This window comes from Actinomycetes bacterium (assembly GCA_022599915.1).
GTDB lineage: Bacteria > Actinomycetota > Actinomycetes > S36-B12.
Genome location: JAHZLH010000021.1, coordinates 19,495 through 32,200, shown reverse-complemented (window position 1 = coordinate 32,200; position 12,706 = coordinate 19,495). Strand labels below are relative to the sequence as shown.

The 12,706-nt window shown below is 63.0% G+C and carries 13 protein-coding genes; 7 read left to right on the top strand and 6 right to left on the bottom strand.

All coding sequences use genetic code 11. The features are described 5' to 3' along the window. Positions 1–90 precede the first annotated feature (90 nt). Positions 91–1,395: a UDP-glucose/GDP-mannose dehydrogenase family protein gene (locus K0U62_03860; GenBank protein ID MCH9800656.1), complete on the top strand. Its 1,305-nt coding sequence runs from the start codon at positions 91–93 to the stop codon at positions 1,393–1,395. Positions 1,396–1,431: 36 nt separating this feature from the next. Here the strand turns inward: K0U62_03860 and purE are convergent, their stop codons facing one another. Together purE and K0U62_03850 are read right to left on the bottom strand one after the other, a co-directional pair. Beyond that, positions 1,432–1,935: a 5-(carboxyamino)imidazole ribonucleotide mutase gene (gene purE, locus K0U62_03855; GenBank protein ID MCH9800655.1), complete on the bottom strand. Its 504-nt coding sequence runs from the start codon at positions 1,933–1,935 to the stop codon at positions 1,432–1,434. Positions 1,936–1,947: 12 nt separating this feature from the next. Further along, positions 1,948–3,117 (bottom strand): 5-(carboxyamino)imidazole ribonucleotide synthase, encoded by a 1,170-nt coding sequence (locus K0U62_03850; protein ID MCH9800654.1) that lies wholly within the window; start codon positions 3,115–3,117, stop codon positions 1,948–1,950. Between the two features lie 139 nt (positions 3,118–3,256). On the opposite strand from K0U62_03850, the gene K0U62_03845 reads away from it, so the two are divergent. After that, positions 3,257–3,742 carry a GtrA family protein gene (locus K0U62_03845; GenBank protein MCH9800653.1) on the top strand — a complete coding sequence of 162 codons (486 nt, stop codon included), beginning with the start codon at positions 3,257–3,259 and terminating at the stop codon, positions 3,740–3,742. A gap of 24 nt (positions 3,743–3,766) precedes the next feature. Here the strand turns inward: K0U62_03845 and K0U62_03840 are convergent, their stop codons facing one another. Genes K0U62_03840 through K0U62_03830 form a run of 3 tightly spaced genes read right to left on the bottom strand, consistent with a single transcriptional unit; the run spans position 3,767 to position 6,171 of the window. After that, positions 3,767–4,765: an adenylate/guanylate cyclase domain-containing protein gene (locus tag K0U62_03840; GenBank protein MCH9800652.1), complete on the bottom strand. Its 999-nt coding sequence runs from the start codon at positions 4,763–4,765 to the stop codon at positions 3,767–3,769. After that, complete coding sequence (locus K0U62_03835; protein MCH9800651.1) at positions 4,762–5,310, bottom strand: PH domain-containing protein; 549 nt, start codon at positions 5,308–5,310, stop codon at positions 4,762–4,764. Before K0U62_03835 ends, K0U62_03840 begins: the two co-directional genes overlap by 4 nt. Positions 5,311–5,358: 48 nt before the next feature. Beyond that, positions 5,359–6,171, bottom strand: coding sequence for a biotin--[acetyl-CoA-carboxylase] ligase (locus tag K0U62_03830; GenBank protein MCH9800650.1), 813 nt, complete (start codon positions 6,169–6,171; stop codon positions 5,359–5,361). Between the two features lie 30 nt (positions 6,172–6,201). Here K0U62_03830 and K0U62_03825 point away from each other — a divergent pair, with 30 nt between their 5' ends. The 4 genes from K0U62_03825 (at position 6,202) to K0U62_03810 (ending at position 10,478) form a co-directional block, all read left to right on the top strand. After that, entirely contained in the window at positions 6,202–7,800 is a 1,599-nt protein-coding gene (locus K0U62_03825) for an acyl-CoA carboxylase subunit beta (GenBank protein ID MCH9800649.1), read from the top strand. After that, positions 7,797–8,018 (top strand): acyl-CoA carboxylase subunit epsilon, encoded by a 222-nt coding sequence (locus K0U62_03820; GenBank protein ID MCH9800648.1) that lies wholly within the window; start codon positions 7,797–7,799, stop codon positions 8,016–8,018. The genes K0U62_03825 and K0U62_03820 overlap by 4 nt, the downstream gene beginning before the upstream one ends. Then, entirely contained in the window at positions 8,015–8,647 is a 633-nt protein-coding gene (locus K0U62_03815) for a Maf family nucleotide pyrophosphatase (GenBank protein ID MCH9800647.1), read from the top strand. The genes K0U62_03820 and K0U62_03815 overlap by 4 nt, the downstream gene beginning before the upstream one ends. 73 nt (positions 8,648–8,720) lie before the next feature. Then, positions 8,721–10,478, top strand: coding sequence for an acetyl/propionyl/methylcrotonyl-CoA carboxylase subunit alpha (locus tag K0U62_03810; protein MCH9800646.1), 1,758 nt, complete (start codon positions 8,721–8,723; stop codon positions 10,476–10,478). 24 nt (positions 10,479–10,502) lie between these two features. Here K0U62_03810 and K0U62_03805 read toward each other — a convergent pair whose 3' ends face one another. After that, positions 10,503–11,882, bottom strand: a complete 1,380-nt coding sequence (locus tag K0U62_03805) for an NAD(P)H-quinone dehydrogenase (protein ID MCH9800645.1) — start codon at positions 11,880–11,882, stop codon at positions 10,503–10,505. A gap of 76 nt (positions 11,883–11,958) precedes the next feature. Here K0U62_03805 and K0U62_03800 point away from each other — a divergent pair, with 76 nt between their 5' ends. Further along, a complete protein-coding gene (locus K0U62_03800) occupies positions 11,959–12,681 on the top strand; it encodes a hypothetical protein (GenBank protein MCH9800644.1) in 723 nt (240 codons plus the stop codon). Positions 12,682–12,706 lie beyond the last annotated feature (25 nt).

The window sequence follows — 12,706 nt, the reverse complement described above, 5'->3', positions numbered from 1 at the left end:
GGTGACTGAACCTGACATCACCGCGGTCGATCGCGGCCTTCCTAGCCTAGCCTTGGCTGTCCCTCAGCACATCATGGCTACAGTGTGCAGATGAGCACAATTAGCGTGATCGGAACAGGCTATTTGGGCGCCACCCACGCGGCGGCGATGGCCGAGTTGGGCGCGAACGTCATCGGTATCGATACCAATGCCGACAAAGTCGCCGCCCTCAACGCTGGCACCGTGCCGTTTTACGAGCCGGGGTTACCCGCGTTAGTCAGCAAGAATGTCGAGGCTGGCCGACTTCGTTTCACGACCGACTTTTCTGCCGCAGCAGCGGCGGACACGCACTTCATCTGCGTCGGCACCCCGCAGCAGCGCGGCTCCGATGCAGCGGACCTATCCCAGGTGTTCGGCGCATTTGAAGCCCTGCTGCCCCATGCCAACCCCGACTCCTTGATCGTGGGCAAAAGCACCGTACCGGTCGGTACCTGCGCTCGGTTGGCGCAACTAGCAGCCGATCGTGGGGCAACGGTGCCCATCGCCTGGAATCCCGAGTTCTTGCGGGAAGGCTTCGCGGTAGAAGACACCTTGCGACCTGATCGGATTGTGGTTGGGGTGCAGCGGCAAGAGGATGCCGACCGGTTGGCTGCGGTCTACGCCACTCAACTGGCCAACGGCACCCCATTCCTCGTCACCGACTTCGCCACCGCCGAGCTGGTCAAAGTTGCTGCCAACTCGTTCTTAGCCACCAAAATTTCTTACATCAACGCCATGGCCGACATTTGCGACGAAGTGGGGGCTGACGTCACCGCGCTTGCCGAGGCAATTGGTTACGACGAGCGGATCGGATCCAAGTTCCTCAAGGCGGGGATCGGTTTCGGCGGCGGTTGCCTGCCCAAAGACATCCGGGCATTCATGGCCCGCGCTGACGAGTTGGGTGCCGGCCGCAGCCTAGCTTTCTTGCGCGAAATTGATGAGATCAATATGCGCCGCCGGCGCGACGTCGCCCGGACCGCCGCCGACCTGCTCGAAGGGTCAGTCTTGGGTGCGCGGATTGCAGTGTTGGGTGTGGCCTTCAAACCGGACAGCGACGACATCCGGGACTCACCCGCCCTCAACATCGCTGCCAACCTGCATCTACAGGGCGCCGAAGTCCGCGTCTACGACCCACAGGCGATGGCCAACGCGGCTGCCGCCTTCCCCACCTTGCAATACGTAGAGTCCCTCGATTCGGCGCTCGCAGATGCTGACCTTTTGCTGTTACTTACCGAGTGGCAGGAGTTCTGCGACCTCGACCCAGTTGCCACCGCGGGCAAAGTTCGCAAGCAGCTGCTTCTCGACGGTCGAAATGTGCTCGACCGAGAGGCGTGGCGCAAAGCAGGTTGGACCTACCGCGGCATCGGTGTCCCCTAGCCCCGACCGCAGCCGGTCGCGCCGCGGGAACCGCCGCTAGCGGTCGCCCCGCACGACTGCGCCCTTGGCCCGGGCTTGCTCAGCCAGTTCGGCGCGGTAGTCATCCATGCGGGCGCGTAGGCGCCCGTCGCTGGCGGCCAAGATCCGCACCGCGAGCAGTCCGGCGTTGGCGGCGTTCCCAATGGCAACTGTGGCTACCGGAACTCCGCGCGGCATCTGCACGATCGATAGCAAGGAATCCATTCCGTCCAAATGCTTGAGCGGAACGGGGACGCCGATCACTGGCAGCGAGGTTGCCGCCGCCAACATGCCGGGTAAGTGGGCCGCACCCCCCGCCCCTGCGATGATCACCTGCAGACCGCGATCAGCGGCATCGCGACCGTAGGCCAGCATCTCGTCGGGCATCCGATGCGCGGAAACCACATCGGCCTCATAGGCCACATCGAACTGCTGCAGGGAGTCGGCAGCAGCCGACATCACCGGCCAGTCTGAGTCGCTACCCATGACGATTCCCACTGTGGGTGACTGCGCCTCAGACATTGTTAGCTCCTGTCACTCATCGATCGTGCCGGTGAGGTAGTCCGCAGCGTGGTGCGCCCGGGCCAGTACGTCGTCCAGATCGTCACCAAGCAGCGTCACATGTCCTATCTTGCGCCCTGGCCGCACCTGCTTGCCGTACATATGCACGTTTAGGTCGGGATCTCGTGCCATCACATGGCGGTAGGCCCGGTACATATCGGGCTCTTCGCCCCCTAACACGTTCACCATGACTACCCAGGGGGCGAGCCGCTGCGGACTACCCAGCGGCAGATCGAGAACTGCTCGCAGATGGTTGTCGAACTGACTGGCTACCGCACCGTCGATACTCCAATGACCGGAATTGTGGGGTCGCATAGCCAGTTCGTTGACGAGAACACCGCGGTCAGTGAGGAACATTTCCACCGCCAACATCCCCACGACATCCAGCAGACCTGCTACCCGTAGCGCCAGATCTTGGGCCGCGACCGCTACCTCATCGGCAAGCCCGGGGGCCGGGCAAACTACCTCAGTACAAATGCCGTCCGTCTGCACCGTCCGCACCACCGGATAGGCGACTGCCTGACCGCTGGCAGAACGCGCGACTTGCGCACTCAGTTCCGCGGTAAAGGGCACATACTCTTCCAGCAACCAGTTGGCACCCGGCGGCAGCGAGCCGGACAGCACCTGCCGCAGTTCTTCGGGATTCGCTACTACCCACACGCCTCGACCGTCGTATCCGCCACGCGACGTCTTGACCACCAGCGGCCAACCGAGTTCTTCCCCGGCCTGCTCCGCGCTCATCTCCGGGCGCCATGCCAACCACCCGGGACAGGGAATACCGGCGGCAGATAACTCACGCCGCATCTCGATCTTGTCTTGCGCGAAGCGCAACGCCGCTGGCCCTGGTCGTAACATCGCACCGGCATCCGTCAGCGCGGTCAGCACCGTGGGCGCCACCTGCTCATGGTCAAAGGTGATGACGTCACAGTCACGGGCAAAAGCCACGGCGGCGGACGGATCATCCGGGTCACCAATCATGGTTCCCGGGGTCACTCGGGCTGCGCTGTCATCAGGCCGGGCGGCGAGTACCGAAAAGCCGATGCCGAGACCGATCGCGGACTGCTGCGTCATCCGGGCCAACTGCCCGCCACCGATCATTCCCACTACCGGAAAACCCACGGGCGGGGGTGGCTGCAATTCCATATCTGCTGACCCTAGGGGATGCACTGCGGTATTTCGTCGCCCGGGTGTCGCAACGGGGCGCACCTCGAGTTGGATAGCGCGGCCAAACGGGTACGCTCGATCCGTGACCCAAACAGCACCAGCCTCATCCGGTGGACGGATGCGCACGCTGCTGCGGCCATTTCGTGCGCTGATTCACGAGGTGGGCAAGTTCGGCGTTGTCGGCCTGATTGCACTTGTTGTCGATGTGGGGCTGTTCAATCTGCTGATGTACGCCGGAAACCCCGGAATTCTCGCTGATAAGCCCCTCACGGCCAAGGGCATCGCGGTCATCGTGGCTACCACAGTCTCATTTGCGCTGAACCGCAACTGGACGTTTGCCCAACGCGGCGGTCGTTCCACGGTAACGCGGGAGTATCTGCTGTTCTTCCTCTTCAACGGCATCGCGATGTGCATCGCCCTCGCCTGCCTCTGGTTTTCTCACTACGCCCTCGGGCTGACCTCGCCACTCGCAGACAATATTTCGGCCAACGGCATCGGTTTGGTCCTCGGCACGCTCTTCCGGTTTTGGGCGTATCGCACCTACGTTTTCCCAGCTGTGGCGGACGAAGATTCCGAGGACGTGCCGGCCGCTTCGGCACTGTGAGTTGCAAAGCGTCAGGTGAGTTGGCTACCCCTGCGGGTCGGAGAGGGCATGCGGGCGTACGATTCCCAGGCCGCGGACCGGCCGTGGCGTGAGCGCTCGCACCAGGTAACTGTCTTCGGTCGCTGCTAGCGCTTCGGCAGTCGCGGAATCCAGCACAGTCGTGCCCGGACGAGCTAAGGCCGTAAATCGGGCAGCTCGATTGACCGTCACACCAAAAACGTCACCCATCCGGTTCAACACCGCACCGGTGGCTAGCCCGACTCGTATCTGCGGTAGTTCGGAGTTCTGCGCATGGGTTCGGTGCAGCGCTAACGCCACCTCTGCGGCGCTGGCCGCATCCGGGGCCACGAACATCACCTCGTCCCCTAATGTCTTGACCAATCGGGCGTTAGCGCCGTGGATGATGTCAGCGCTCCCCGACTCGAACGACTTCACCACCGAACTGAGCTCGGCATCATCCAACTGCCGTGCCAGCCGAGTGAAGGAGACTAAGTCCGCGAATCCCACCGTGGCTACCCCAGATTCATCGGCGTCGGCAGTGTCCGCGTCACCACCATCACTGGGCTGCTCGTCCAGCATTCTGCCCAGCGAGGCGGCAAGTTGTCGTCGCCAAACATAGGTCAGCAATTGCTCGAGTTCCGGCAGCAATTCCACGAGGTCGTCGGTGGCTTCGGCCGACCCCGGCTGTTCTGAATCAGCCACAGCTCGCAGATGTCGCCCCAAGGTATCGACTTCCCAGTCAGCCAATCGAGACGTGGTTTGACCCATGGAACGCGCGATCTCAGTCAGGCCCTCGAGATCTACCAACCCTCGCTCAAGGAGAACTGCTACCCGCAATAAGGCAGTGAGATCAGCATCGGTAAAGGCCCGCGCATCGCCGACATCGGCGAATCCCATCGCCCGCCATAACTGCCTGATGTCATCCAACGACAGTCGAGCAGCCGCCGACATTTCCTCGCGGGTGTACCGCTCGGTCCCACCGAGCACGATGGCGCGCAGCTGATCCCCCAAGGGTGCGGTCACGCTAGGTCGCCCTCCGACTCGCCAGAACCCTGTGCGCGACGCCGGGCCAGATCTTCATCGTGCAGTCGGTTCACCTCGCGCTGAACGAATTCCACGTCAGGCACGCCTTCAATGATGAGGGCCTCGTCTGACGCGGAACTTATGGACAAGGTGCCGTAGTTCACCAGCCGTCCCATCACCGAGACGTCAAAGGACACATTGTTCACTTTGATTAACGGCATATCGATGCCGTGGCGCGACACCAAGCCAGAGCGAACAATGACCCGACGGGTGGTGAAAACGTATTGAGTGGTGACCCAGTAGAGGAACGGTCGGACCACGAAGACTGCAGCGAGAAACAGCGCGATCAAGACCAGCGCCGTCTGTGAAATCCCGCTTAGGATGCCGTCGCCCTCCAACCAGCCGCCGAACCAGTCCCAGAGCAGAGCCATACCGAAGATGACCGCCAGCAGCACGAGGCCCGGAACCAGGAGTGCTCGCCAATGCGGTCGCATCTCAAAAACAATCGACTCGCCATCTGACAACAGCTTCTGTGGGTAACCCATGATCGTCACCGTACCCTCCGCAGGGTGGTTGCCGAAACCAATCAGCGGCTAGTGACGTAGGTGGATGACATCACCGACCGAGACCGTTTGCTGTCCTGTAGCGCTCGCTACGACAAGTTGTCCGACATCGTCGATATCTTCTGCGCGGCCTTCCAGTTGGCCGCCGTCGGGCAACTGGACCCGAACCTGCCGCCCCAGCGTGCCGCAGCGACGACGGAACTCCGCCAACAACCCGGCTGCCTCTGCGTGATAGCCCGCTTCCGCCCATCGCTGATGGATCTGATGCAGTTCGATCAACACTCGAGCTAATAGGTCGTTACGTTCGATATCAATACCGGCCAGCGATAACGAGTGGGAATCCGGTACCGGCAACTGCTCGGCAGTCAGCCCGACGTTGATTCCGCAACCAACCACCGCCCCACCGGACACGGCTTCGGCAAGGATGCCGGCTGCCTTGCGTCCATTCACAAGGACATCGTTGGGCCATTTCAGCGTGACCTGATCGTCAGCGGCGGGGATAGCCCGCACGACAGCGAGGCCCATGAGTAGCGGCAGGAACTGAGCAGAGTTCGCCGGTGCGGTGAGATAGACCGAGAAAGTCAGCGTCGCACCCGACTGCGAATACCACTCCCGATCCAGTCGACCCCGACCTGCACTTTGATTGTCAGCGGCGAGGACTGCTCCGGAACTGGCCGTTCCCGCTGCCACCGCGGCAGCTAGATCAGTGTTAGTGGAGCCGGTGCTATCCAGCACGACCACGTCACGCCAGGACACGTCCGCAGCAGCCAAATCAGTCAGCACTTGATCCGAATTCAACACATCTGCCCTGCCGGGCTCACCAGTTTCTGAGGGCACAGCCATAATGTAGGGGAGTTCAGCCCTGGAGGTGCTATGACCGCGGTCGCCGACGAGCCGACTTCCGATGTGCCCGATTTGTCCACGACAGCCGGCAAAGCTGCCGATCTGGTGGCTAAACGAGAGCAAGCCCGCGGGCGACGGCAAGAGGCGGTGGATAAACAGCACGCCAAAGGCAAGAAGACCGCCATGGAGCGAGTGGAGCAGTTGCTCGACGACGGTTCCTTCACCCAAATCGACGGGCTGGCGCGTCACCGCTCCCACAACTTCGGCCTGCAAGACAACCGACCCTACGGGGACGGCGTAGTGACGGGTTACGGCACCATCGACGGCCGCCCCGTCTGCGTCTTCGCCCAAGATTTCACTGTCTTTGGCGGCTCACTCGGCGAAGTTTTCGGCGAGAAGATCGTCAAGATCATGGATCTGGCCCTCAAGACCGGCTGCCCCATCATTGGGATCAACGATTCCGGTGGTGCACGGATCCAAGAGGGCGTGGTCTCGCTGGGTCAGTACGGCGAAATCTTCATGCGAAATGTCCGTGCAAGTGGCGTGATTCCCCAGATCTCACTGATCATGGGCCCGTGTGCTGGCGGCGCGGTCTACTCCCCCGCCATCACCGACTTCACCGTGATGGTGGATCAGACGTCCCACATGTTCATCACCGGCCCCGATGTAATCAAGACAGTGACCGGCGAGGATGTCGCTTTTGAGGAGCTCGGTGGTGCTCGCACGCACAACAGTAAATCCGGGGTCGCCCACTACATGGCAACCGATGAAGACGACGCGCTGGACTACGTCCGATCACTGCTATCGCATCTTCCGAGCAACAACCTGGAAGAGGCTCCGGTCTACGGTGACGACGCTGCATTGGAGATCACCGACGAAGACCGAGAACTGGACACATTGCTCCCTGACTCGGTGAATCAGCCCTACGACATGCATACCGTCATCGAGCACGTGCTCGATGACGGCGATTTCCTCGAGGTGCAGCCACTGTTCGCTCCCAACCTGGTCGTCGGTTTCGGTCGGGTAGAAGGCAGAGCCGTGGGTGTGGTCGCGAATCAGCCGATGCAGTTTGCCGGCACCCTCGATATCGACGCCTCCGAGAAGGCCGCCAGATTTGTCCGCACCTGCGACGCTTTCAACGTTCCGGTGCTGACTTTTGTTGACGTACCAGGCTTCCTGCCCGGCACCGATCAAGAATGGACCGGCATCATCCGCCGAGGCGCCAAGTTGATCTACGCCTACTGCGAAGCGACCGTGCCGCTGGTGACTGTGATTACTCGCAAGGCCTACGGCGGCGCCTACGACGTGATGGGCTCCAAGCATCTCGGTGGCGACATCAATCTCGCCTGGCCGACCGCGGAGATCGCCGTCATGGGCGCTCAGGGCGCGGTCAATATTCTTTACCGCAAGGAGTTAGCGGCGGCGGAGGACCCGGACACTCGCCGAGTGGAACTCACCGACGACTACAACCGGACGCTGTGCAACCCGTATCAGGCCGCTGAGCGGGGCTACATCGATCGGGTGATCCTGCCGCACGAAACCCGCACGCACGTCGTGCGAGCACTCCGGGCACTGCGCAACAAGCGCAAGGAGTCATTGCCGAAGAAGCACGGGAACATTCCACTGTGAGCGAGCAGGAACGACCCGCCGAGCCATTGCTGCGCGTAGTCAGCGGCAACCCTAGTCCGGAGCAGTTGGCGGCGCTGATTGGTGTTTTCTCCGCCGTGGGCGGGGCAGCGGAATCAGCAGCTCCAACGACCTCGGCCTGGTCCAGCAGCGCCCGTAAGGGCCGGTACGCGCCGCGCCCCGCACCTGGGGCCTGGCGGTTGAGCTTGCGGCAGACATGAGCCAGCGGTGGCCGCTGGTACTCGCCAGCGCCTCGCCCGCCCGACTGCGGCTGCTGCGCTCCGCCGGTCTGGACCCTGAGGTGATCGTGAGCGGGATCGACGAGGAAGCGCACATCGCCCAATATCACGATCAATCACCTGCTGGCGTGGCGTTGGAATTAGCCCGCGCCAAAGCGGCCGCAGTGGCAGCAACTCTGGAGCCAAATCGCGAACCCACCGTGGTCATCGGTGCGGATTCAGTGTTGGATGTCGCTGGCACCGCGCAGGGCAAACCTGACTCAGTGGCCGAGGCCCGCACCCGACTGGAAGCGCTACAAGGTCACAGCGCAGTGCTGCGTACCGGTCACAGTGTGCTGCGCACCGATACCGGCGCGAGTGCCAACACCGTGGTTGCCACCGAAGTTCGCTTCGGTCACTGGACTCCAGCGGAGTTAGACTGGTACTTGGCCACCGGCGAATCGCTGCAAGTGGCGGGGGCGTTCACTCTCGACGGCCTCAGCGCACCCTTTATGGCTGGTGTCGTCGGAGATCCGGGCAACGTCATCGGTCTGTCACTACCTGGCGTCCGCGAATTACTGGCGGAGTTGGGGCTAAGTTGGGTGGCGCTGACGGGGCCGGTGCCAGGGTAAGAATGACCAACACCACACCCAACAACCGACCGAGCGGCATGATGCGCAATTGGGCCTCGGTACCCTATTAGCCATGCAGAAAGTCCTGATCGCCAACCGTGGTGAAATCGCCATCCGGGTCGCCCGGGCCTGCCGAGACGCTGGCCTTACCTCTGTCGCGGTCTATGCCGACCCCGATCGGGATGCCCTCCATGTCCAGGAGGCTGATGAGGCCTACGCGCTCGGCGGGTCAACCGCAGCCGAGTCATACCTGGTCATTGACAAGGTCATCGCCGCTGCCACTGAGTCCGGTGCCGACGCGGTCCACCCTGGTTACGGGTTCCTGTCCGAGAACGCTGAGTTCGCCCAGGCGGTCATCGACGCTGGGCTGACCTGGATCGGTCCGCCGCCACAGGCGATTCGCGATCTCGGCGACAAGGTGTCGGCTCGCCATATCGCTGCCCGCGCTGGTGCACCCCAGGTGCCCGGCACCTCCGATCCGGTCGAGACCGCTGACGAAGTGGTGGCATTCGCCGAAGAACACGGCTTGCCAGTCGCCATCAAGGCTGCTTTCGGTGGCGGTGGCCGCGGCCTGAAGGTCGCCCGCACGCTGGAAGAAATCCCCGAACTGTATGACTCGGCTGTCCGGGAAGCGGTAGCCGCGTTTGGTCGCGGCGAATGCTTTGTGGAGCGCTACCTGGATCGGCCGCGCCACGTGGAGACGCAGGTGCTCGCCGATCAGCACGGCAACGTGGTCGTGGTGTCCACGCGCGACTGCTCGCTACAGCGCCGACACCAGAAACTGGTCGAGGAAGCACCGGCGCCATTCTTGAGCGACGAGCAAATCGAAGAGTTGTACCGAGCGTCCAAGGCCATCGTGAAAGAGGCCGGCTACTACGGCGCCGGCACCTGCGAATTCCTGGTTGGCCAGGACGGCACGATCTCCTTCCTCGAGGTCAATACCCGCCTGCAGGTGGAACACCCGGTCAGCGAGGAAATCAGCGGCATCGATCTAGTGCGGGAGCAGTTCCGCATCGCCGATGGCGAGAAACTCGGCATGAGTGACCCAGAACTACGCGGTCATTCCATTGAATTCCGGATCAACGGCGAGGATCCCGGTCGTAACTTCCTCCCCGCGCCTGGCGAGCTCACCGTCTGGGATCCCCCCAGCGGACCTGGTGTGCGGCTGGACGGCGGGTTCCGGCAAGGTGACGTCATCGGTGGCAACTTCGACTCGCTGCTCGCGAAGCTGATCGTGACCGGTCGGGATCGCCAGCAGGCGCTGGAGCGCTCCCGTCGGGCGTTGGCCGAGTTCACCGTGGACGGCATTGCCACTGCGCTGACGTTCCATCGTGCGGTAGTCGAAGATCCCGCTTTCGCACCGGAAGATCCGGCCACGCCCTTCCACGTGCACACCCGCTGGATCGAAACCGAGTTCGACAACACCATCCCGCCGTACTCAGGTGCTGCCGGCGAGGCAGCCGAGCCGGAAGCTCGCCAGACCGTCGTCGTCGAAGTTGGCGGCAAGCGACTGGAAGTCTCGCTTCCCGAGGGCATGGGCGCCCTTGGCGCCACGAGCGGTGGGAAGAAGAAGTCGCCGTCCCGCAAGAAGACAGCCGGCGGTGCCGGCGCTAGCGGTGATTCCGTCGTGGCTCCGATGCAGGGCACCATCGTCAAGATCGCGGTCGAGGAGGGTCAACAGATCGCCGAGGGCGACTTGGTGATCGTGTTGGAAGCGATGAAGATGGAGCAGCCGATCAACGCCCCTAAGTCCGGCACTATCAAAGGAATCACCGCTGAGGTAGGGGCAACTATTCCCACCGGCACCGTGCTCATGGAGATCGCCGACTAGTTGTCGTCGAATCGCTAGCGTCGCCTAGTCGGTCGCCCGGAGTTTGCGCGCGGCCTCGGCAATGGACCCGGTCAGCGAGGGATACACCGTGAAGTCCTCCGCTAGTTGGGCCACGGTGAGCCCCCGGTCCACGGCAATAGTCAGCGGGTAAATAAGTTCGCTCGCCTGCGGTGCCACCACCACGCCACCGATGACAACTCGGGTGTCTGCACGACAAAACACTTTGACAAACCCATCTTGGATGCCCTGCATCTTGGCTCGTGGATTGGTGCGCAATGGCAACGTGACACTCGCTGCTGCCACGTCACCATTGTCGATTTCGGCTTGGGAGTACCCGACCGTGGCGATCTCCGGATCTGTGAAAACGTTGCTGGAGACGGCTCGCTGATCCAGTGGGTGCACTGCTTGGCCGAGCAAATGCCACATGGCAATCCGACCCTGCATGGCCGCCACCGAAGCCAGCATCATGACTCCGGTGCAATCACCTGCGGCGTAGATACTGGGGTTACTGGTCCGCGATACCCGATCCACTTGGATAAAGCCACGCTCATCCACCGCCACACCTGCTGTCGTTAGTCCCAGCCCATCAGTGTTGGGAATGGAACCCACCGCGAGCAGGCAGTGGCTTCCGCTCAACGTCCGACCATCAGTTAACGTCACTGCCACGCCTGACTCGGTGCGAACTACGCTGGCGGCTCGGCTCCGGGCTTCGACCGCAACCCCTCGACGCTGGAACGCGTTCTCGATGACCTCGGCAGCATCGGCGTCCTCTGTGGGCAGCACTCGATCCCGTGATGACACCAACACCACCTCACATCCCATGGCGCGGTAGGCGGCGGCGAACTCAGCTCCAGTCACCCCCGAACCGATGACGATCAGGCGTTCCGGCAGTTCTTGCAACCGGTAGAGCTGCTCCCAAGTGAAGATGCGCTCGCCATCCGGTTCGACGCCAGGAAGCAGCCGGGGCCGGGCGCCGGTCGCGATCAGGATCGCCTCGGGCTGCAACCGTTGCTCCCCGTGATCTGTTGCTACCACTACTTCTCGCTCGGCCAGCTCAGCCTGCCCGCCAATTACCGAAATACCTTCCCGCTCCAGCCGAGAGCCAATGTCTGCGGATTGTTCGGCAGCGAGGTTTTCGATTCGTGCATTGGCCGCCGCGATATCGACGCCGATCGATCCCGGCCGGACTGGGGTGTCCCCGAGCGTCACCCCTAGGTGACCTGACTCGCCGGAAACTGTCAGCACATCCGCGACTGCGATCAGCGCTTTGCTGGGTACACAGTCCGTCAGCACGGCCGATCCGCCGGGACCGTCTCGTTCCACCAGGACGACCTCAGCGCCACATTGCCGGGCGACGAGCGCCGCCTCGTAGCCGCCGGGACCGCCGCCTATGATCGCTATCACGCCACCATTGTTGCCGACCTCGGCACCACGCGCGGCTTGTAACCAAGGCTAACCTGATAGCGACCGGAGGGGATCTATGCAGCAGCGACCTGATCCGCTGCCCGACTATCACTGGACCGGTAGCAGTCCATCGGACGCGGGGGCGCCGAATGTTGCTGTGGGATTGGACCTATCGCCCGTGCGGCCCTACCGACCCGACGCGGAACTACCCGCCGCGCCAGCACCGCAACCGGGTGATCTGGTCCCAGTGGCGCATCCGGCCATTCGCGTGGTGGCGGCCTACTGGCACGAGGGATGGCCACATGCGATTCCCGGGACCTGGCTGCGACCGGCGGCTGCCGCCCGGCTGTATCGCGCGGCCGAGTCGCTGCCGACTGGCTTCGGACTAGCCGTATGGGACGGCTGGCGCGACCCCCGACTGCAACAAGAGTTGTACGACGCCTACTACGCCGATCCGAACCTGCCGCCGGGCTTCGTCTCAGAACCTGATCCGGAGCCCGCTCACTGCCCGCCACATGCGTCTGGTGGCACCGTGGATGTCACGCTGACCTGGCAACAGCAGCCGCTGAATCTGGGTACGCCATTCGATGCTTTCGTACCAGCAGCGGCGGCAGACGCCCTGGAGCCCGATGGGCCGCCGCTGACCCGCAATCTGCGGCGACTCCTGGCCCAGACCATGACCGCAGCAGGTTTCGTGGTGCTCAGCACCGAATGGTGGCACTGGGAGTACGGCACCCGACTCTGGGCTGCTGCCACCGGTCAAGCACCCCGGTACGGCCGCACCAGCCTGCCCGACTAGCGCATTTGCCCGAGGCTGGTGAGCC